Origin of the sequence: Pseudomonas sp. SB113, from assembly GCF_040754745.1 — a bacterium.
GTDB lineage: Bacteria > Pseudomonadota > Gammaproteobacteria > Pseudomonadales > Pseudomonadaceae > Aquipseudomonas > Aquipseudomonas grimontii.
The window spans coordinates 37,814-58,087 of sequence record NZ_JBFMHW010000026.1; the positions used below are offsets into that span (position 1 = coordinate 37,814).

General features: G+C 61.5%; 22 protein-coding genes. 12 read left to right on the forward strand and 10 right to left on the reverse strand.

Annotation, left to right across the window (positions count from 1 at the left end; genetic code table 11):
- The first annotated feature begins 153 nt into the window (after positions 1-153).
- Together AB1462_RS26140 and mutM are read left to right on the forward strand one after the other, a co-directional pair.
- Positions 154-966 carry an HDOD domain-containing protein gene (locus AB1462_RS26140; protein WP_367248338.1) on the forward strand — a complete coding sequence of 271 codons (813 nt, stop codon included), beginning with the start codon at positions 154-156 and terminating at the stop codon, positions 964-966.
- A gap of 21 nt (positions 967-987) precedes the next feature.
- Positions 988-1,800, forward strand: a complete 813-nt coding sequence (gene mutM, locus AB1462_RS26145; RefSeq protein ID WP_259191766.1) for a bifunctional DNA-formamidopyrimidine glycosylase/DNA-(apurinic or apyrimidinic site) lyase — start codon at positions 988-990, stop codon at positions 1,798-1,800.
- A 56-nt stretch (positions 1,801-1,856) separates the two neighbouring features.
- Here mutM and AB1462_RS26150 read toward each other — a convergent pair whose 3' ends face one another.
- From AB1462_RS26150 to AB1462_RS26170, 5 genes are all read right to left on the reverse strand, one after another.
- Positions 1,857-2,108 (reverse strand): YfhL family 4Fe-4S dicluster ferredoxin, encoded by a 252-nt coding sequence (locus AB1462_RS26150; protein WP_008364838.1) that lies wholly within the window; start codon positions 2,106-2,108, stop codon positions 1,857-1,859.
- A gap of 218 nt (positions 2,109-2,326) precedes the next feature.
- Positions 2,327-2,806 carry a pantetheine-phosphate adenylyltransferase gene (coaD, locus tag AB1462_RS26155; RefSeq protein WP_090401631.1) on the reverse strand — a complete coding sequence of 160 codons (480 nt, stop codon included), beginning with the start codon at positions 2,804-2,806 and terminating at the stop codon, positions 2,327-2,329.
- 114 nt (positions 2,807-2,920) lie between these two features.
- Positions 2,921-4,516: a GMC family oxidoreductase gene (locus AB1462_RS26160; protein ID WP_315335319.1), complete on the reverse strand. Its 1,596-nt coding sequence runs from the start codon at positions 4,514-4,516 to the stop codon at positions 2,921-2,923.
- Positions 4,517-4,552: 36 nt separating this feature from the next.
- Positions 4,553-5,098, reverse strand: coding sequence for a twin-arginine translocation pathway signal protein (locus AB1462_RS26165; protein WP_259191769.1), 546 nt, complete (start codon positions 5,096-5,098; stop codon positions 4,553-4,555).
- Between the two features lie 28 nt (positions 5,099-5,126).
- Positions 5,127-6,554 carry a coniferyl aldehyde dehydrogenase gene (locus AB1462_RS26170; protein ID WP_315335318.1) on the reverse strand — a complete coding sequence of 476 codons (1,428 nt, stop codon included), beginning with the start codon at positions 6,552-6,554 and terminating at the stop codon, positions 5,127-5,129.
- Positions 6,555-6,700: 146 nt separating this feature from the next.
- Here AB1462_RS26170 and AB1462_RS26175 point away from each other — a divergent pair, with 146 nt between their 5' ends.
- Both AB1462_RS26175 and AB1462_RS26180 read left to right on the forward strand, forming a co-directional pair.
- On the forward strand, positions 6,701-7,372 hold the full coding sequence (locus AB1462_RS26175) for a TetR/AcrR family transcriptional regulator (protein ID WP_090401635.1): 672 nt from the start codon (positions 6,701-6,703) through the stop codon (positions 7,370-7,372).
- A gap of 33 nt (positions 7,373-7,405) precedes the next feature.
- Entirely contained in the window at positions 7,406-8,260 is an 855-nt protein-coding gene (locus tag AB1462_RS26180) for a sulfurtransferase (protein WP_367248318.1), read from the forward strand.
- 59 nt (positions 8,261-8,319) lie between these two features.
- On the opposite strand, the gene AB1462_RS26185 is transcribed toward AB1462_RS26180, so the two are convergent.
- Genes AB1462_RS26185 through AB1462_RS26200 form a run of 4 tightly spaced genes read right to left on the reverse strand, consistent with a single transcriptional unit; the run spans position 8,320 to position 12,826 of the window.
- The gene (locus tag AB1462_RS26185; protein WP_367248320.1) at positions 8,320-9,315 is read right to left on the reverse strand and encodes a hydrolase; all 996 of its coding nucleotides are present in this window, start codon (positions 9,313-9,315) and stop codon (positions 8,320-8,322) included.
- Between the two features lie 55 nt (positions 9,316-9,370).
- On the reverse strand, positions 9,371-9,988 hold the full coding sequence (gene rsmD / locus AB1462_RS26190; RefSeq protein ID WP_090401638.1) for a 16S rRNA (guanine(966)-N(2))-methyltransferase RsmD: 618 nt from the start codon (positions 9,986-9,988) through the stop codon (positions 9,371-9,373).
- The gene (locus AB1462_RS26195) at positions 9,988-11,478 is read right to left on the reverse strand and encodes a pitrilysin family protein (RefSeq protein ID WP_259191775.1); all 1,491 of its coding nucleotides are present in this window, start codon (positions 11,476-11,478) and stop codon (positions 9,988-9,990) included. The genes rsmD and AB1462_RS26195 overlap by 1 nt, the downstream gene beginning before the upstream one ends.
- A complete protein-coding gene (locus AB1462_RS26200; RefSeq protein WP_259191776.1) occupies positions 11,471-12,826 on the reverse strand; it encodes a pitrilysin family protein in 1,356 nt (451 codons plus the stop codon). The genes AB1462_RS26195 and AB1462_RS26200 overlap by 8 nt, the downstream gene beginning before the upstream one ends.
- A gap of 232 nt (positions 12,827-13,058) precedes the next feature.
- Here AB1462_RS26200 and ftsY point away from each other — a divergent pair, with 232 nt between their 5' ends.
- The 4 genes from ftsY (at position 13,059) to rpoH (ending at position 17,103) form a co-directional block, all read left to right on the forward strand.
- The gene (gene ftsY, locus AB1462_RS26205; RefSeq protein ID WP_259191778.1) at positions 13,059-14,432 is read left to right on the forward strand and encodes a signal recognition particle-docking protein FtsY; all 1,374 of its coding nucleotides are present in this window, start codon (positions 13,059-13,061) and stop codon (positions 14,430-14,432) included.
- Positions 14,429-15,100: a cell division ATP-binding protein FtsE gene (gene ftsE / locus AB1462_RS26210; protein ID WP_003213784.1), complete on the forward strand. Its 672-nt coding sequence runs from the start codon at positions 14,429-14,431 to the stop codon at positions 15,098-15,100. The genes ftsY and ftsE overlap by 4 nt, the downstream gene beginning before the upstream one ends.
- The gene (gene ftsX, locus AB1462_RS26215; RefSeq protein WP_090401643.1) at positions 15,097-16,119 is read left to right on the forward strand and encodes a permease-like cell division protein FtsX; all 1,023 of its coding nucleotides are present in this window, start codon (positions 15,097-15,099) and stop codon (positions 16,117-16,119) included. The genes ftsE and ftsX overlap by 4 nt, the downstream gene beginning before the upstream one ends.
- Before the next feature lie 129 nt (positions 16,120-16,248).
- On the forward strand, positions 16,249-17,103 hold the full coding sequence (rpoH, locus tag AB1462_RS26220; protein WP_003176698.1) for an RNA polymerase sigma factor RpoH: 855 nt from the start codon (positions 16,249-16,251) through the stop codon (positions 17,101-17,103).
- Positions 17,104-17,227: 124 nt separating this feature from the next.
- On the opposite strand, the gene mtgA is transcribed toward rpoH, so the two are convergent.
- Complete coding sequence (mtgA, locus tag AB1462_RS26225) at positions 17,228-17,950, reverse strand: monofunctional biosynthetic peptidoglycan transglycosylase (RefSeq protein WP_367248323.1); 723 nt, start codon at positions 17,948-17,950, stop codon at positions 17,228-17,230.
- Positions 17,951-18,024: 74 nt separating this feature from the next.
- On the opposite strand from mtgA, the gene AB1462_RS26230 reads away from it, so the two are divergent.
- The 4 genes from AB1462_RS26230 to trmB all read left to right on the forward strand — a co-directional run bounded on the left by AB1462_RS26230 (position 18,025) and on the right by trmB (position 20,271).
- Positions 18,025-18,405 (forward strand): DUF423 domain-containing protein, encoded by a 381-nt coding sequence (locus tag AB1462_RS26230; RefSeq protein WP_090401645.1) that lies wholly within the window; start codon positions 18,025-18,027, stop codon positions 18,403-18,405.
- A gap of 71 nt (positions 18,406-18,476) precedes the next feature.
- Positions 18,477-18,677, forward strand: a complete 201-nt coding sequence (gene thiS / locus AB1462_RS26235; RefSeq protein WP_167361100.1) for a sulfur carrier protein ThiS — start codon at positions 18,477-18,479, stop codon at positions 18,675-18,677.
- 64 nt (positions 18,678-18,741) lie between these two features.
- On the forward strand, positions 18,742-19,536 hold the full coding sequence (locus AB1462_RS26240) for a thiazole synthase (protein WP_032884143.1): 795 nt from the start codon (positions 18,742-18,744) through the stop codon (positions 19,534-19,536).
- 9 nt (positions 19,537-19,545) lie between these two features.
- Positions 19,546-20,271, forward strand: a complete 726-nt coding sequence (gene trmB / locus AB1462_RS26245) for a tRNA (guanosine(46)-N7)-methyltransferase TrmB (protein WP_259191783.1) — start codon at positions 19,546-19,548, stop codon at positions 20,269-20,271.
- The last annotated feature ends 3 nt before the right edge of the window (positions 20,272-20,274 follow it).

The following is a 20,274-nucleotide window of genomic DNA, read 5'->3' on the forward strand; positions in this document are numbered from 1 at the left end:
GCCGGCGCCCACATTTGGTCCGCTTTCAATCCGGTTTTTGAGGTGTCGGTGAGCTTCCCATCGGGGTTAGAATCCCCTCCTAGCCCAGAGTATGTACTTATGTCCCAAGAGCTTTCCGCCGAACAGATCCAGCAGGCCCTCCAAGGCATCAGCGTGCCGCCCCAGCCGCAAATCATGGTGGATTTGCAGATGGAGCAGTACATGCCCGACCCGGACCTGGAAGTAATCGCGCGGTTGATCTCCCAAGACCCGGGCCTGTCCGGCGCGCTGCTGAAGATCGTCAATTCGTCTTATTACGGGCTGAGCAACAAGATCGCCTCGATCCAGCGCGCGGTGAACCTGCTGGGCAGCCGATCGATCATCAACCTGATCAACGCCCTGTCGATCAGGGGCGAGATGAGCGACGACACCATCGTCACCCTCAACCGCTTCTGGGACACCGCCCAGGACGTGGCCATGACCTGCCTGACCCTGGCCAAGCGCACCGGCGCCCAGGCGGTGGACGAGGCCTATGCCCTGGGGCTGTTCCACGACTGCGGCGTGCCGCTGATGCTCAAGCGCTTCCCCACTTACATGACGGTGCTCGAAGAGGCCTACGCCAACGCCGGCCCCGACTGCCGCGTGGTCGACACCGAAAACAATGCGTTCAACACCAACCATGCCGTGGTCGGCTACTACACCGCCAAATCGTGGCGCCTGCCGGAGCATGTGACCGACGCCATCGCCAACCACCACAATGCCTTGGCCATTTTCAGCGATGAATCGTCGCGCAATTCGCAGCTGAAAAACCTGCTGGCAATCCTGAAGATGGCCGAGCACATCTGCTCGTCCTACCGCGTGCTGGGCAACCAGTCGGTGGATCATGAGTGGAATGCCATCGGCCACCTGGTGCTGGACTACGTGGGCCTGTCGGACTACGACTTCGAAAGCATGAAGTTGTCGATCCGCGAACTGGGCGCGCACTGATCCCCCCTTCACGAGGTACACATGCCCGAGTTACCTGAAGTCGAGACCACCCGGCGCGGCATTGCGCCGCACCTGGAAGGCCAGCGGGTCAGCCGCGTGGTGGTGCGTGAGCGACGCCTGCGCTGGCCGATCCCGGAAGACCTGGATGTGCGCCTGTCCGGCCAGCGCATCGTGCTGGTGGAACGGCGGGCCAAGTACCTGTTGATCAATGCCGAAGTGGGCACCTTGATCAGCCACCTGGGCATGTCGGGCAACCTGCGCCTGGTCGAAGTCGGCATGCCGGCGGCCAAGCATGAACATGTGGACATCGAGCTGGAGTCCGGCCTGGCCCTGCGCTACACCGACCCTCGGCGTTTCGGCGCGATGCTCTGGAGCCAGGACCCGCACAACCACGAGTTGCTGCTGCGCCTGGGGCCGGAGCCGTTGACCGAGCTGTTTGACGGCGAGCGCTTGTTTCAACTGTCTCGCGGCAAGTCGATGGCAGTGAAGCCGTTCATCATGGACAACGCGGTAGTGGTGGGCGTGGGCAATATCTATGCGACTGAGGCGTTGTTTGCGGCGGGGATTGATCCGCGTCGCGCTGCGGGCGGTATTTCACGCGGGCGTTATTTGAAGCTGGCGATCGAGATCAAGCGCATTCTGGCGGCGGCGATCGAGCGTGGCGGCACCACGTTGCGGGACTTTATCGGGGGGGACGGGCAGCCGGGGTATTTCCAGCAGGAATTGTTCGTCTACGGCCGGGGTGGCGAGGCGTGCAAGGTCTGTGGGAGCGAATTGCGCAACGTGGTGCTGGGGCAGCGGGCGAGTGTGTTTTGCCCCAGGTGCCAGAGCTGATTGCGGTGTGATGGCTGACTTGCCCCCGATGAGGCCCTTACAGGCACTAAAGAAGCTCAAGCCTTACCGGTAATCTTCCGGTACTTCTCCATCAACTGCTCTTCCGACTCCGGATGGGCTTCATCCAGCGGAATGCAATCCACCGGGCATACCTGTTGGCACTGAGGCTCGTCGTAGTGACCGACGCACTGGGTGCACAGGTTAGGGTCGATCACGTAGATCTCTTCGCCCTGGGAGATGGCGGCGTTCGGGCACTCGGGTTCGCAGACGTCGCAATTGATGCAATCGTCGGTGATGATCAGGGACATGGAAACTCCTGCCAGGGCTGTCAGCCAAGGCATCTGAAAACTAATGCGCGCAATTGTGCCGCATTGGCGCCCGCAGTGCGAGCTGTGGTGAGCGGGCTTGCCCCGCGTTGGGCAGCGAAGCGGCCCCAAAACCAGACGACCGGTTATTCACCTGAGGCGACGCGAGTCTTTATTAGGGCTGCTACGCAGCCCAACGCGGGGCAAGCCCGCTCACCACATTACTTCTTGAAGCGCAGCGTCAGCGCATCAGCCACGGCCGGGTGCACGAACTTGGTGATATCCCCGCCCAAAGCGGCAATTTCACGCACCAACGTCGAGGAAATGAACGAATAACGTTCCGACGGCGTGAGGAACAGACTTTCTACGTCCGGCGCCAGTTGGCGGTTCATGTTGGCCAGCTGGAATTCGTATTCGAAATCCGACACCGCGCGCAGGCCACGCAGGAACACATTGGCGTTCTGCTCCTTGGCGAAATGCGCCAGCAACGTGGAAAAACCCACCACTTCCACGTTGGACAGGTGTTTGGTGACCTCACGCGCCAGCTCCACGCGCTGTTCCAGGGGAAACAGCGGGTTTTTCTTGGGGCTGGCCGCGACTGCGATGATCACATGGTCGAACAAGCGAGAGGCGCGTTCGACCAGATCGCCATGGCCTTTGGTAATCGGGTCGAAGGTACCTGGGTACAACACTCGGTTCATCGCGTCGTCCTGGCGGAGTCCGTTGGGGAACCGGATGGTATCGCAGCCATCCCGGTCGGCCAAGTCAACTTATGCATAAGAAAGCCGTATAGACATCGTGAATAGCGTGTTTTTTCACGCTGTTTTCAGACGTTCGGCCAAGGCTGTTGCCAATTGAGCGGTTAATCCGTACACCGATAATTGCGGGTTAGCCCCAATACTGGTGGGGAATAACGAGCCATCGTGGATCGACAGATTGCGCAATTGGTGATGCCGACCAAGGCTGTCAGCCACCGCGTTTTTTGGATCTTCACCCATGGCACAGCCGCCCATCACATGGGCGCTGCCCAGGGTTGTCCGGTGCAATTCCAGATTCAAACCGTCAATCACACTGCGCGCCTCGGCCAAGGTGTTCACGAACCCGGCGTCGTGGTGCATGGGCTTGACCGACTTGGCGCCCGCCGCGAACTGGATCTCGGCCATGCTGTGGAAGGCCCGGCGCAGGCCGTCCCAGGCATAGGGTGAAACCTGATAATCGAGCACCGGCGTACCGTCACCGCGTAAATCCACGCTGCCGCCCTGGCTGTCGGGGTGAAAACCGTCACGCAACAGCGCGAGCATGGCGTGGGTGTGTGGCAATTGGCCCATGTCCAAGGCGTTCTGCGTGCCATAGCCGCCGAACAAGGTGCTGGCCAAGCCTGGATGCAGGGGCGGTGCTTCCAGCTTGTAGGACATTTTGCCGGTGGTGCCGTCCTGCCATTGGAAGTGATCGGAATAGATCGACTGCGGCGCGCCGTAGAACGGGTTGATCACCTCATCGAACAGCCCGGCGGAGAAGTTCACCAAGTGCAAAAAGGTCCGCTTGCCCAGCCGCGAATGCGGGTCGGGGGCGTCCGAGCGCATCAGCAGCGCCGGGCTATTGATGCCGCCGCCCGACAGCACGTAATGTTTGGCCTTCACGGTGATCTTGCGCCCGGTAGGCGCCACGCAACGCGCGTCCATCGCCACGCATTCCAGGCTGCTGATGGTGTCACCGCTGTATTTGAGGTGCTCGGCGCGCGCCAGGTACAGCAGCTCGCCGCCTTTTTCCAGGGTGGACGGGATGGTGGTCACCAGCATCGACTGCTTGGCGTTGACCGGGCAGCCCATGCCGCAATAACCCAGGTTGAAGCAGCCACGCACGTTGCGCGGGATCACATGCCAGCTATAGCCGAGCTTTTCGCAGCCTTTGCGGATCACATCATTGTTGGCATTTGGGGGGATGGCCCACGGCGCGATGCCCAGGCGCTGCTCCATCGTTTCGAACCACGGTGCCATCTCCGCGCTGCTGTGGCCTTTGACCGCGTACTCGCTGGCCCAATGGCTAAGGGTGGCATCCGGGGTGCGGAAACTGGAGGTCCAGTTGATCAGCGTGGTGCCGCCCACCGCACGACCCTGCAGGATGGTGATGGCGCCGTCCTTGCTCATGCGGCCAATGCCTTCCTGATACAGGCTGGCGTAGGCCTCGTCCTCCAGCAGCTTGAAGTCGCTGCTGGTCTTGAGCGGGCCTTCTTCGATCAGCAGCACCTTGTAGCCGGCGGCGCTGAGGATTTCGGCGGTGGTGCCGCCACCGGCGCCGCTGCCGATGATGGCCACGTCGGCTTCCAGGGTCAGGTCGCTGTCGAGGGCGGCGCCATTGTGGGTTTTCCAGCCGCGGGCCAGGCCGTCGCGGAACAGATCGGGTACGGGCATCAGGGTCGTCTCTTGTTTTTATTGTTGGGATGCAAATCAGATCTTCGGCGGGCCGGGGTAGCCGCAATGCGCCCAGGCGGCGGGGCGGAAATACCAGGCCATGATCACCAGCTTGAGCAACGAGCCTTGGCCCATGCGCAGCAGGTTCAGGTAGCTGTTTTCCCAGCGGTGCAGGAAGTTGCGGATCTGCTCGGCACTGGCGTTTTCCCAACTGCCCCAGATACCGGTCAACGGGCCGCGGGTAATGCCCATGCCGAGCACATCGAACAGTTGCTGAGTGAGCTTGAACATCTCCGGCGACAGGTGCTGCAGGCTGTAGTCGAGTTTTTTCAGCGTGTCTTCAATCCCGGCGACCACATCCTGGGCGCTGGCGACGCCTTCGAGCAGCACCGGGATCACCGCCCGCAGGAACGGCAAGTCACTGGTGCGCAACATGGCAAAGCCGCTGGCTGGGGTACTGCTGGAGCAACCGCTGAGGCTCGCGCCCAGCCCGGCCGTGGCCAGGAAGGCGCTGGCACACAGGCCGATCTTCAAGACGCCGCGCCGCGACAGCGCGGGTGAATCCGTGAGGCTAGGGTTCATTTTTATTGTTATCCCGTGGGTGGCGGTGTCAGCGAACGAACAACTTCTGGATCAGTTTCTGGATCGATTTGCCGTAGGGCGGGTAGATCAATTTCGCCGCGTTCAGGCGCTGTTTCACCAGCACGCCTTTGGCTTTGCTGAAGGTCAGGAACCCTTCATGGCCGTGGTAGTGGCCCATGCCCGAGGGGCCGATGCCACCAAAGGGCATGTCGTCCTGGGCCACGTGCAGGAGGGTGTCGTTCAGGCAGACGCCGCCGGAATGGGTCTCGTGGAGCACCCGGTCCTGCTCGCGTTTGTTGTAGCCGAAGTAATACAGGGCCAGCGGGCGAGGGCGTTGGTTGATGTAGGCAAAGGCTTGGTCGATGCCGCGATAAGGCACGATCGGCAGCAGCGGGCCGAAGATTTCGTCCTGCATCACGGTCATGTCGTCGCTGACATTCAGCAGCAGGCTATGGGCCATGCGCCGTGCCTGGCCCTGGTCGTACAGCGGGATCAAGTTGGCGCCCTTGTCGGTGGCGTCCTTGACGTAGGCATTGAGCCGGGCCAATTGCCGCTCATTGATGATGGCGGTGTAGTCCGGGTTGTCGGCCAGCGTCGGATAAAACCCGCGAACCGCCTTGCTGTAGGCCTCGACGAAACCCTCCACACGGTCCTCCGGCACCAGCACGTAGTCCGGTGCCACGCAGGTCTGCCCAGCGTTCAAGGCTTTACCGAAGGCGATGCGTTCGGCGGCGTCCTTGAGCGGTACGTCGGCGGAGACAATGGCCGGCGACTTGCCGCCCAGTTCCAGCGTGACCGGCGTGAGGTGTTCGGCAGCGGCGCGCATCACGTGTTTGCCAATACTGGTCGCGCCGGTAAACAGCAGGTGATCGAAGCGCAGCTTGGAAAACGCCATGCCCACTTCGGCCTCACCGAGCACCACGCACACCAGGTCCTCGGGGAAAATCTTCGCCAGCAACTTCTTAAGCAGTTCGCCGGTAGCGGGCGTGGACTCGCTGAGCTTGAGCATCACTCGGTTGCCCGCCGCCAACGCGCCGACCAGTGGACCGATGGCCAGGTACAGCGGGTAGTTCCACGGCACGATCACGCCGACCACGCCCAGCGGCTGGTAAATGACTTTGGCTGACGCGGGTTGGAAGGCCAGGCCTACTGCGCGGCGGGAAGGTTTCATCCACCCTTTGAGGTGTTTGCTGGCGTAGTGAATGCCATGCAGGCTGGGCATCAGTTCGGCGAACAGGGTTTCGTCGGCACTGCGGTGGCTGAAATCCTGGTTGATCGCATGGATCAGTGCCTGGCGCTCGTCACTGAGCACATCCCGTAAAGCCTTGAGCCACTGCTGGCGCTGTGCAGCTGGCGGCATCGGGTGGGCGGCGTAGGCGCGGCGTTGGGCGTCGAACAGGTCCTGGAGTTGATCCAGTGCCTGGGAATCTTGCAGGTAGGCAACGTTGGCAGACATGGCGCAGCACCGATTGTTATTGGTCTGTCTGGATTTTTAGAGTCATTACTCTAAATTGTCAAATAACATTGCAGCAACATGCAGATTTATCCTGGCAAGGATAGGCCGTAAGATGCCCTATCACGTGTACAGAAGCTGATTCCCCTATGGCACCACGAGTAAAGACCAGCGAACGCATTGTGCAAACCAGCCTGGAACTTTTTAACCAGCAGGGCGAGCGCAGTATCAGCACCAACCATATCGCCGCCCATATGGAAATTTCGCCGGGCAACCTGTACTACCACTTCCCCAACAAGCAGGCGATCATCGCTGTGCTGTTCCGCGAATATGAAGCGTTGGTGGACAGTTTCCTACGTCCGCCCCAGGGGCGAGCCATGTTGGTGGAAGACAAGCGCTTCTACCTTCAGGCCGTACTGGCCGGCATGTGGCGCTACCGTTTTCTGCACCGCGACCTTGAACACCTGCTGGAGAGCGACCCGGAACTGGCCACCGGCTATCGGCGTTTTTCCCAGCGTTGCCTGATCCAGGGCGGCGCCATTTACCAAGGGTTTGTCGATGCGGGTATTTTGAATATGGACCCGGTGCAAACCGAAGCCCTGACCCTCAATGCCTGGATCATCCTCACCTCCTGGGTGCGTTTCTTGTGCACCACCAATGAAAACTCCGCCCACCTGAGTGCCGAAGCCATCAAGCGCGGGGTGTACCAGGTGCTGGTGCTGGAGGCGGGCTTTGTCACGCCCCAGGCAAAAGAGGCGGTGGATGCACTGTTCAAAGAGTTTTACGTGCCATTGAAGCAGGCACTGGAAGAAGTGAAGTAGGACCTTTCCCGAATCTGTTCACAGGAGTCCGTCATGCCGCTTGCCCAACTGATCAGCCCCCCGCAATTGGCCGAGCGCCAGAAGACCGCCGGGCTGGTGATCCTGGATTGCCGTTTTGCCCTGGAAGACCCGGATTACGGCCGTTGCAGCTACGCCGAAGGGCATATCGACGGCGCGCAATATGCCGACCTGGAACGCCATCTCAGCGGGCCGGTGATCAAAGGTGTGACCGGTCGTCACCCGTTGCCGGCGGCGGACACTTTCGCCGAGCAACTGCGGGCCTGGGGTGTGAGTGCCGATACCGATGTGGTGCTGTATGACGACGGGCCAAGTGCCTATGCCGCCCGAGCCTGGTGGTTGCTGGCCTGGCTGGGCAAGCGTGACGGCGTGTTTATCCTCGACGGTGGCCTCAAGGCCTGGCACTCCGCTGGTTTCCCGTTGAGCCTGGATGCGCCGGTGATAGAGCCCGGCACCTTTGTGGGGACGCCGGACAATCAGCTGCTGTTGGATGCCGAACACCTGCAAAAACGCTTGGGTCAACCCGGCCTGACCTTGATCGATGCCCGTGCCCAAGCGCGTTTCCGTGGTGAAGTTGAGCCGATTGATCCGATTGCCGGGCATATCCCCGGTGCGCAATGTGCGGCGTTCAACGAAAACCTGGGCAGCGATGGGCGTTTCCTGCCGGCCGACCAACTCAAGCAACGCTTCGCTGAGCAGTTGCAAGGCCGCTCGCCGGAAGAACTGGTGGCGTATTGCGGCTCGGGCGTGACGGCCTGCCACAACCTCTTTGCCCTGAGCCTGGCGGGTTACCCGTTGGGCAAGTTGTATGCGGGGTCGTGGAGCGAGTGGATTAACGATCCTGCGCGGGCAATTGCTACGGGTGACTGATTTCCCGGTGGGGTAAACCCAATCCAAATGTGGGAGGGAGCTTGCGCCCTCCCACATTTTCAACCGTGTTGTGCCCTTAGCCAGTGGGGAATGCGTCGCTCAAGGTAGTAGCCGGGGTGTTTCAGTGAGCCATCGACGAAGCCCACATGCCCACCTTTGGCGGTCAGCTCAAACTCGGTGCACGCTGACAGCTCGCTGGCCTCGGGCAAGCTGTGGGCGAATACGAACGGGTCGTCGGCTGCCTGGATAATCAGCGTCGGCGTGCGGATCGCGCCCAGGTAGTAGCGACTCGACGCACGGCGGTAATAGTCCTCGGCACTCAAGAACCCATGCAGCGGCGCGGTAACCCGGCCATCGAAGTCCCAGAAGGTGCGCATCTTCTCCAGCGAGCCAAGCGCTTCCAGGGTTTTCAGCCCGTCCGCGCGGCCGTCCTGTAAAAAACGGCTTTGTTTGACGCGGATATACGCGAGCATTTCACGCATGAAGTGCTTTTGATAAACCCGTGAGAAGCCTATCCCGATGCGGTCCGCACACTGGTCCAGGCGAAACGGCACCGACACCGCCGCCGCGCCTTGCAGCCCGGACGACTCGCCGGTTTCCCCCAGGTGCTTGAGCAGCACATTGCCCCCCAGCGAATAACCCACCGCATACAGCGGCGCCAACGGCCGCTTGGCGCGCAGGTGTGCAATGGCGGCGGCGAGGTCTTCGCTGGCGCCCGAATGATAACTGCGCGCCAACAGATTGGGCTCGCCCGAACAGCCGCGCCAGTTCAACGCCGCACTGGCCCAGCCTTGGGCGGCGAGGACTTTTTGCAGGCCGGCCACATAGGGAGAGTTGGATGAGCCGGTCAGCCCATGCAGCACCAGCACCAATGGCGCTTGCGCGTCGTGGGGGCCATGCCAGTCGAGGTCGAGAAAGTCGCCGTCTTCCAGCCACAGGCGTTCACGTTGGCGTTCGATATGGGTAGTGGGGCGCCACAACGGCCCCCACAGTGTTTGCAGATGAGGGTTGCCGAGGCCTAAGGCGGGGGTGAACAGGTCGGAGGACGGTGTCATGACACTCTCAGTCTGTGGCGAGCCCGCTCGCCACAATTGAAGCCAGCCTGAAAGGTCAGGCGGCGCTTTCGACCAACCGATGCCACAACGCGTAGTACACCCGACCGGATTTCTGCTCCCGGTGCAGGCGCCACGCGCCCGGCAAGCCCAGGGTAGACGGCGCAGTCTCGCTTTCAGTGTAGATCCACGCGTCCGGTGCCAGCCATTGGCGCTCTTCGAGCAAGGCGCACACGGTCGGCAACAGGTTCTGGTTGAACGGTGGGTCGAGGAACACCACGTCGTAGGCGCTGGCAGCCTGGGTTTCCAGGTAGCGCAGGGCGTCGGCGGTCTGCACCTGGCCGTTGGTGCAGCGCAGGGTACCCAGGTGTTCCTTGAGGCTGGACACCGCGACATTGCTGGCATCCAGCGCCTGGGCCTGGGCCGCGCCACGGGACAGCGCCTCCAGGAACAGTGCGCCACTGCCGGCGAACGGGTCCAGCACCTTGGCACCTGCAATGTACGGCGCGAGCCAGTTGAACAGGGTTTCACGCACGCGATCCGGCGTTGGGCGCAGGCCCACGACGTCGGGGAAGCTCAGCTTGCGGCTGCCCCATTCACCGCCAATGATGCGCAGTTGGCCCACACCGTTATGCACGTTGTGGACAGGTTTTTTCGGGCGAGATGAACTGGCCATTAATGCTCCGGAACCCCGAGCGGCTGCTCGGCAGGTTTATCAGTGGGGGGCGGTAGTGGCTTTTGCGCAGTCGTCGGGCCGGCGGTCACGATGACCATCTTGTCGGCGCTCAAGTGTTTGTTCAAGGCAGCCTTGACCTGCTCTACGGTCAGGGCCTGGGATTGTTTCATGAAATCTTCCAGATAGCTCAGCGGCAGGTTGTAGAAACCCATGGCGCCCAGCTGCCCGACGATGTCGGCGTTGCTCGCGGTCGACAGCGGGAAGCTGCCGGCCAGCTCGCGCTTGGCGTCATCCAGTTCCTTTTGCGTCGGGCCGGTCTTGAGGTAGTCGGCCAGCACGTCTTCGACCAGGCGCAGGGTGCCGCCGCTCATTTCGGCGCGGGTCTGCAGGTTGATCATGAACGGGCCACGCACTTGCATCGGCGAGAAACCGGAATATACGCCGTAGGTCAGGCCACGTTTTTCGCGCACTTCGCTCATCAAACGGGTGCCGAAGCCACCGCCGCCGAGGATCTGGTTGCCCAGGGACAGGGCTGCGTAGTCCGGGTCGGCGCGGTCGATGCCCAATTGGGCGAACAGCAGGTGAGTCTGTTTGGACGGGAACTCGATATGGCTCAGGCCGGCCTTGGGCTCGGTCGGTTGGGCGATCTTCGCCATGGCCGGGCCCTTGGGCAGCGAGGCCGACACTTTGGCCGTCATCGCTTCGGCTTCGGCGCGGGTCAAATCACCGACCACGGCAATCACGGCATTACCCGCCGCATAAGCCTTGGCGTGGAACGCCTGCAACTGTGCGAGGGTAATCTTCGGCACGCTTTCTGGCGTGCCTTCGCTCGGGTGAGCGTAAGGGTGATCGCCGTACAGGCGCTTGAACAGCTCCAGGCTCGCCAGCTTGCCGGGGTTCTGCTTCTGGTATTCAAAGCCGGCAAGGATCTGGTTCTTGATCCGCGCCAGGGAGTCGGCGGGGAAGGTCGGCTTGCCGATCACGTCGTCAAACAGCGCCAGGGCGGCGTCGCGTTTAGCGCTGTCGCTCAGGCTGCGCAGGGACACCAGCGCCATATCGCGATAAGCGCCATTGCCAAAGTCGGCGCCCAGGCCTTCAAAACCACTGGCGATCTGGCTCACATCCTTACCCGGTACGCCTTCGTTGAGCATGGCGTTGGTCATCAGCGCCAGGCCCGGCACGTTGCCGTCCTGGCTGCTGCCGGCGGCGAACAGGATGCGCATGTCGAACATCGGCAGTTCATGGGCCTCGACGAACAGCACCTTGGCGCCTTCGGCGGTGGTCCAGGTTTGCACGTCGAGCTTGCGGTTGGTCGGCGCCTTGCCGTCCAGCTCCGCCAGGGATTGCAACTTGTTGGCCGATTGAGCTTTGTCCAGCGCCTGGCTGGCGACGGATTCACTCGGGCGCAGGAAATACACGGCACTCGCCGCGATCAGGGTGACAACGATCAGGCCCGGCAGTATCAGGCGGCTGCTTTTGCGATCACTCATGAGCGGTCTCCTCAGGCAAAACATGGGCGACGCTCAGACGTTCGCGGGTGAAATAAGTGCGCGCGGCCTTCTGGATGTCTTCCGGCGTCACGCTTTGCAGGTCGGCCAGTTCGGTGTCCATGAGTTTCCAGGACAGGCCCACGGTTTCCAGCGAGCCGATGGCCGTGGCCTGGCTGGTGATGGAATCGCGCTGGTACACCAGGCCGGCGATGACCTGGGCACGGATGCGTTCCAGTTCTTCGGCGGTCGGTGGCTTGGCCTTCAACTCTTCCAGCAGGCGCCACAGGCCGGCTTCGGCTTGGGCAACGGTCTTTTTCTTCTGCTGGTTCGGGGTGGCCGAGAGGGTGAACAGGCTGTCACCCCGGGTGTAGGCGTCGTAGTTGGTGGACGCGGCGGATACCAGCTCTTCACCGCGCTCCAGTTGCTCGGAGATACGTGCGCTGTAGCCGCCGTCCAGCAGGGCCGAAATCAGGCGCAGGGCTTGGACCGAACGCTTGTCTTCGGCGGTGGCCAGGCCGGGTACGTTGAAGCCCAGGATCACGCTCGGCAATTGGGTCTGCACGTGCATCGTCAGCAGGCGCTCGCCGGGCTCGGCCAGCTCCATCGGGATCTTGGCGGGCGGTACGTCACGCTTGGGGATAGGGCCGAAGTAGCGCTGGGCCAGGTTTTTTACCTCCTCCGGGGTGACATCGCCCACCACTACCAGCGTGGCGTTGTTCGGCACGTACCAGGACTGGTACCAGTGGCGCAGTTCTTCGACTTTCATGCGGTCGAGGTCGGCCATCCAGCCGATGGTCGGCGTGTGGTAGCCGCTGGCGGGGTAGGCCATCGCCTTGAAGCGCTCGAAGGCCTTGGACATCGGGTTGTCGTCGGTGCGCAGGCGGCGCTCTTCCTTGATTACCTCGATTTCGCGGCTGAACTCGTCGGCCGGCAGGCGCAGGCTGGCCATGCGGTCGGCTTCGAGTTCGAAGGCGACGCCCAGGCGGTCACGGGCCAGTACCTGGTAGTAGGCGGTGTAGTCGTCGCTGGTGAAGGCGTTTTCTTCGGCGCCCAGGTCGCGCAGGATCAGCGAGGCTTCGCCGGGGCCGACCTTGGCGCTGCCCTTGAACATCATGTGCTCCAGGGCGTGGGACAAACCGGTCTGGCCCGGGGTTTCGTAGCTTGAACCGACCTTGTACCAGACCTGGGAAACCACCACTGGCGCGCGATGGTCTTCGCGCACGACCACCTTGAGGCCGTTATCCAGGGTGAATTCATGGGTGGGTTGTGGGTCGGCAGCCAAGGCTGAAAGGGGCAGACAAACTGTGCTGAGCAGCAGGCCTGCGGCGTGGCGGGCTAGAGCATTCATTCGTTTTTAAACCTGTTGGGCTGCCCGCTTGGTCTTAGCGTCGGCGGGCGAGGAGGTGCTAGGATACTGATCCGACTAAGGGACGGCCACTGCGGCTGTCTTGTTGAGGCCCTATTTAGGCCTTACAAAATGTTGCGCATGAACGAGCTGGCTAAAAAACAGTCTGTTACGCATCGAATTTTATTTACCGATGTGCCCCTCGGCGCGTCGCTACCTTGAGATAGCCGTCTCCATGTTTGGTTCCAACGACGACAAGAAGACCCCAGCTGCGGCTGGCGAGAAGAAAGGCCTGTTCGGATGGCTGCGCAAAAAGCCGCAGGAAACCGCCGCTGAACAGTCACAGGTTCAAGCTGAGCCGATCCCCGATCCTATAGTAGAAGCCGAACCGGTAGTCGAAGCGCCGGCGCCGGTCGTGTTGCCGATGGCTGAACCGGTGTTGCAGCCGGTGGTTGAGGCCGCGCCGGAACCAGAGCCAGAGCACAAGCCGTGGCTTGAGTTACCTGTGGCCGAAGAGCCAGTGGCCTTGGTTGAGGATGTGCAGGCTGAGCATGTGGCGCCGCCGATTCCTGCGGTGATTGAACCTGCGGCAACTGTGGTTGAAGCGCCGCCGGTCGTCGAAGTACCTGCTCCCGCTGTTATTGAACCAGAACCTGCCGCTGTATCCGCCGAAACCAACAAAACCGGCTTCTTCGCCCGCCTCAAGCAAGGCCTGAGCAAGACCAGCGCCAGCATCGGCGAAGGCATGGCCAGCCTGTTCCTGGGCAAGAAGGTGATCGACGATGAGCTGCTGGAAGACATCGAAACCCGTTTGCTGACCGCTGACGTGGGCGTCGAAGCCACCGCTGTGATCATCCAGAGCCTGACCCAGAAGGTCGCGCGCAAGCAGTTGACCGATGCCGACGCGCTGTACAAATCCTTGCAGGCCGAGCTGGCTGCGATGCTCAAACCCGTGGAAGCACCGCTGGTGATCACCCCGAACAAGCCGTTCGTGATCCTGGTCGTGGGCGTCAACGGCGCCGGCAAGACCACCACCATCGGCAAATTGGCCAAGAAGCTGCAATCGGAAGGCAAGAAAGTCATGCTCGCCGCCGGCGACACCTTCCGCGCCGCTGCCGTCGAGCAATTGCAGGTCTGGGGTGAGCGCAACAAGATCCCGGTCATCGCCCAGCACACCGGTGCCGATTCCGCCTCGGTGATCTTCGACGCCGTGCAGGCCGCCAAGGCTCGTAACATTGACGTGCTGATCGCGGATACCGCCGGTCGCCTGCACACCAAAGACAACCTGATGGAAGAGCTGAAGAAAGTCCGCCGCGTGATCGGCAAGCTTGACGCAGACGCCCCGCACGAAGTGCTGCTGGTGCTGGACGCCGGTACTGGCCAGAACGCCATCAGCCAGGCCAAACAATTCAACCAGACGGTGCAACTGACCGGCCTGGCCTTGACTAAGCTCGACGGCACGGCCAAAGGCGGTGTGATCTTCGCCCTGGCCAAGCAGTTCGGGTTGCCGATTCGTTATATCGGCGTCGGTGAAGGCATCGACGACCTGCGCACCTTTGAAGCCGAACCCTTTGTACAGGCACTGTTTGCCGAGCGGGAGCGTTCATGATTCGATTCGAACAGGTCGGTAAACGCTATGCCAACGGGCATGTCGGCTTGCATGAGCTGAGCTTTCGAGTGCGTCGCGGCGAGTTCTTGTTTGTCACCGGTCACTCGGGGGCCGGCAAAAGTACGCTGTTGCGCCTGCTGCTGGCCATGGAACGCCCGACTACTGGCAAATTGCTGCTGGCGGGGCAGGACTTGGCCACCATCAGCAATGCGCAGATCCCGTTCCTGCGCCGCCAGATCGGTGTAGTGTTCCAGAACCACCAATTGCTGTTCGATCGCACGGTGTTCAACAACATTGCGCTGCCGTTGCAGATTCTCGGGCTGTCCAAGGCCGAAATCGTCAAACGCGTGGATTCGGCCCTGGAGCGGGTGGCGCTGTCGGACAAGACCGACCTCTACCCCGGCGACCTGTCCACCGGCCAGCAACAGCGCGTCGGCATTGCTCGCGCGATCGTTCACCGCCCGGCCTTGCTGCTGGCGGACGAGCCCACCGGTAACCTCGACCCGCGCCTGGCTGCCGAGATCATGGGTGTATTCGAAGACATCAATCGTCTGGGCACCAGCGTACTGATCGCCAGCCATGACCTGGCGCTGATCGCCCGCATGCGCCATCGCATGCTGACCCTGCAACGCGGTCGCCTGATCGGTGACGGGGAGGCTGGCGTATGAGTGCAACACGTAGCCCCAAGGTTTCCGAGCGCGTGGCGCCGAAACCGGCTGATCCGCAGCCGAAAAAGAAAAAACACGACGACGATGACGGCCCGGACTTCAGCACCCTGCTGCGCGCCTGGATCGAAAGCCATCGCGCCAGCCTGCTGGACAGCCTGCGTCGCCTGGGCAAGCAGCCGATCGGCAGCTTTTTTACCTGCCTGGTGATGGCGGTGGCCCTGAGCCTGCCGATGGGTTTGTCGCTGCTGCTTAATAATGTCGAGCGCCTGGGTGGTTCCTGGCAGCGTGCGGCACAGATTTCGCTGTACCTGAACCTGGACGCCAGCACCAAGGACGGTGAAGCGCTGCGCGACGAGATCAAGAATATGCCAGGTGTGGCGGACGCCGAGTACGTCAGCCGCGACCAGGCCCTTGAGGAGTTCCAGCAGCAGTCCGGCCTGGGCGAGGCGCTTAAAGAGCTGCCGCAGAACCCACTGCCGGGCGTGGTGCTGGTGACGCCGAATGAAGTCGACAAGCCGGCCCTTGAAGCCCTGCGACAAAAACTCGCAGAGATGCCGAAGGTGCAACAGGCGCAACTTGATCTAGTCTGGGTGGAGCGCCTCGCGGCAATTCTCAAGCTGGGCGACCGGTTTGTGTTTGGCCTGACGGTGCTGTTGGTGTCTGCATTACTTTTGGTGATAGGTAATACCATTCGTCTTCATATTGAAAACCGCCGCACCGAGATAGAAGTGATTAAACTGGTCGGCGGCACGGACAGCTATGTGCGTCGGCCTTTTCTGTACATGGGCGCGCTTTATGGCTTGGGTGCGGGGATTTTGTCCTGGGGCGTACTGGCGTTTGGCTTGAACTGGCTGAACGACGCAGTCGTTGGGCTTGCCGGCTTGTACGGCAGCGATTTCGCCTTGGCCGGGGTGCCGGTTGCCGATGGTCTGTCGCTCTTGCTTGGCGCGGTATTGTTGGGTTATATCGGTGCCTGGATTGCGGTCGCACGGCATTTACGTGAGCTGGCACCGAAGTAGTTAATGTCAGATTAATGTGGTTTCGTTTGTATTGACCGTATCAGTGGTTTAGGGAACTTGTCCTACGGTTCCCGGTCAATTTTCGCAGTGCTGAACTGCACGAGTTATGTGAGTCGGAGGTTTTTTCGTATGACCACTTCTTTGCAACCTGCTTATGCCTTGGTCCCGGGTGCGAACCTGGAAGCCTATGTGCACACGGTCAACAGCATTCCATTGCTGACGCCCGAGCAGGAGCGTGAACTGGCCGAGAGTCTCTACTATGAGCAGGATTTGGGGGCGGCTCGGCAGATGGTGCTCGCCCACCTGCGTTTTGTCGTACATATCGCCCGTAGCTATAGCGGCTACGGCTTGGCCCAGGCTGACCTGATCCAGGAAGGCAACGTCGGCCTGATGAAGGCTGTAAAGCGCTTCAACCCTGAGATGGGCGTGCGCCTGGTGTCGTTTGCCGTGCACTGGATCAAGGCGGAAATCCACGAGTTCATCCTGCGCAACTGGCGCATCGTGAAAGTCGCGACCACCAAGGCCCAGCGCAAGCTGTTCTTCAACCTGCGCAGCCAGAAAAAACGCCTGGCGTGGCTGAACAACGAGGAAGTCCACCGCGTGGCCGAAAGCCTCGGCGTGGAGCCGCGTGAAGTGCGCGAGATGGAAAGCCGCCTGACCGGCCATGACATGGCCTTCGACCCGGCCGCCGAAGCGGACGACGACAGCGCCTTCCAATCGCCGGCCAACTACCTGGAAGACCACCGGTACGACCCGGCGCGTCAACTGGAAGACGCCGACTGGAGCGACAACTCCAACCACAACCTGCACGAAGCGCTGGAAGTGCTGGACGACCGCAGCCGTGACATCCTCTACCAGCGTTGGCTGGCGGAAGAAAAAGCCACGCTGCACGACCTGGCGCAGAAGTACAACGTGTCGGCCGAGCGGATTCGTCAGCTTGAGAAAAGCGCGATGAACAAGCTGAAGTTGTCGATCGCCGCTTAAACATGTGGGAGGGGCGGTGCGACGATTCGACTTGCCCCCGATAGCGCTGGATCAGTCACTTTGATGTCGACTGACATTCTGCTATCGGGAGCAAGCCCCCTCCCACATTTGTTTTTGTGTTGTATCAGTCGGCCCAAGGCGCTTTACGGGAGTTGTTCAGTTCCACCAGATAACCATCCCCGCCCAGCTGGCTCATCTGCTGGCGAATCCACGCCGCCCGCCGCGCCACATAGGCCGTCGGATGGCTGGCACTCCATACCCGTGGATTAGGCAACACCGCCGCCAGATAGCTGGCCTGCTGCCGGGACAGTCCCTTGGCACTCACGCCAAAGTGATGTCGCGCCGCCGCTTCCGCGCCAAACACGCCTTCATCCCACTCGACGCTGTTGAGGTACACCTCGAGAATCCGCTGCTTGGGCCACAGCACCTCGATCAGCCCGGTAAACCAAGCCTCCAGACCTTTGCGCAAATAACTGCGACCCGCCCACAGGAATAGGTTTTTCGACACCTGCTGGCTCAGCGTGCTCGCGCCACGGATCGAGCCGCCGCGTTCGTTGTGCAGGAGCGCTGCCTGGATTGCGCCGAAATCAAAGCCCCAATGCTGCGGGAAACGCTGGTCTTCACCGGCCATCACCGCCACTTTCAGGTCGTCGGAGATTTCGTCCCAAGGCAGCCAGGTGCGTTGCAGGTCAATGGGTTCGCCGTCGAACCAGGATTCGATCTTGCGTTCCACCATCAGCGCGGTGAAGGGCGGTGGGACGACACGAAACAGCAGCACCAGCAAGACACTGCCGATGGCAAACCATTTCACGACCTTGAGAAAGCGTTTGAAGAGGAGACGCAGCATAGAGATGGCTTGGCCGAACCCGTTGAGCGGGCCATTATACAGACCCTGTCCACTGAGTCTGACTGGAGTTCCTCATGCTGCGTAGCTTTCTGATGCTGGCTGCCTTTTTCGGCTTCACCGGTGTCGCCCTCGGTGCCTTCGCCGCCCATGGCCTGAAAAACCGCCTGAGCGCCGAGTACCTGGCAATCTTTCATACCGGCGTGACCTATCAGTTGGTGCATACCCTGGCGTTGTTCGGCGTGGCGCTGCTGCTGGCGCATATTCCGGGTCGCCTGGTGACGTGGGCGGGTGTGTCCTTTGTCGTCGGTATCCTGTTGTTCTCCGGCAGCCTGTACGTGCTGACCACCACGGGTATCAGCAAACTCGGCATCATTACGCCCTTCGGCGGGTTGGCGTTCCTGTTGGGCTGGTTCTTCCTGGGGCTCGCCGCCTGGCGCTTGCAGCTGACCGCTTAACGCTTGGAGCTGACCTTCAGGTCCCAATCGCGCTAGAATGCTGGCCCCTAAAAACGATGGCGGCCCGTGGCATGCGCATTCAGTTGAACGGCGAATCCCTTGAACTGCCCGACGGTGAAACCGTTGCGGCCCTGCTGACCCGCCTGGACCTGACCGGGCGTCGCGTTGCAGTGGAACTCAACCTGGATATCGTCCCGCGTAGCCTGCATGCCGAGACCGCGCTCACCGAGGGTGACCAGGTCGAAGTGGTCCACGCCATCGGCGGCGGCTAGTCCCGCGCGTTTGTTTATGTAGCCCCGGATTCTGCAGAACCTCACCCCATTTCGAGGATTTCCCATGAGCATCGTTCGTAGCGACAAGCCCTTCGTCCTGGCCGGTCGTACCTACCAGTCCCGTTTGCTGGTCGGCACCGGCAAGTACCGCGACATGGAAGAAACCCGCCTGGCCATCGAAGCCTCGGGCGCCGAGATCGTGACCTTCGCCGTGCGCCGCACCAACCTCGGCCAGATCGAAGGCGAGCCGAACCTGCTCGAAGTGCTGTCGCCGGATCGCTACACCTTCCTGCCGAACACCGCCGGTTGCTACGACGCCATCGAAGCCGTGCGCACCTGCCGCCTGGCCCGTGAACTGCTCGACGGCCACAACCTGGTGAAGCTGGAAGTGCTGGCCGACCAGAAAACCCTGTTCCCCAATGTGATCGAAACCCTCAAGGCCGCTGAAACGCTGGTCAAGGAAGGTTTCGACGTGATGGTCTACACCAGCGATGACCCGATCATCGCCCGCCAACTGGCCGAAATCGGCTGTATCGCCGTGATGCCGCTGGCCGGTCTGATCGGTTCCGGGTTGGGCATCTGCAATCCTTACAACCTGCAGATCATCCTCGAAGAAGCCAAGATCCCGGTATTGGTGGACGCCGGTGTCGGTACCGCTTCCGACGCCACCATCGCCATGGAACTGGGCTGCGACGCGGTGCTGATGAACTCGGCCATCGCCCACGCCCAGCAACCGATCATGATGGCCGAAGCCATGAAACACGCCATCGTCGCCGGCCGCCTGGCCTACCTCGCCGGGCGCATGCCGAAAAAACTATACGCCAGCGCCTCCTCGCCGCTGGATGGTCTGATCAAGTAAGAGCTATTGATGACTGAATCAAACGAAACGCCGAACACCGTGGAAGAGGGCGACGAGTCCAAGCACCGCCGCATCAAGAGTTTTGTGATGCGCGCCGGTCGCATGACCGAAGGCCAGCAAAAGGGCCTGGACCAAGGCACGCCGCTGTTCGTCCTGCCCCTGGCCGATGCGCCGGTGGACTATGACCAGGTGTTCGGCCGTTCGGCCCCGCGTTCCCTGGAAATCGGTTTCGGCATGGGCCACTCCCTGCTGGAAATGGCTGCGGCCTCGCCGGAACAGGACTTCATCGGCGTGGAAGTACACCGCCCAGGTGTTGGCGCGCTGCTCAATGGCGTACTGACCCAAGGCCTGACTAACCTGCGGGTCTATGACTGCGACGCGATCGAAGTACTCAACCGCTGCATCGCCGACAACAGCCTCGACCGCCTGATGCTGTTTTTCCCCGATCCATGGCACAAGAGCCGTCACCACAAGCGCCGCATCGTCCAGGCCTCCTTCGCGGAGCTGGTGCGCAGCAAGCTGAAAGTCGGCGGTATCCTGCACATGGCCACCGACTGGGAACCGTATGCCGAATACATGCTGGAAGTGATGGATGTTGCCCCTGGCTACCGCAACCTGGCGCAAGACGGTAAATGCGTACCACGCCCGGCCGAACGCCCGATCACCAAGTTCGAGCGTCGCGGCGAGCGGTTGGGGCATGGGGTGTGGGATTTGAAGTTCGAGAAGCTGGCGTAACTC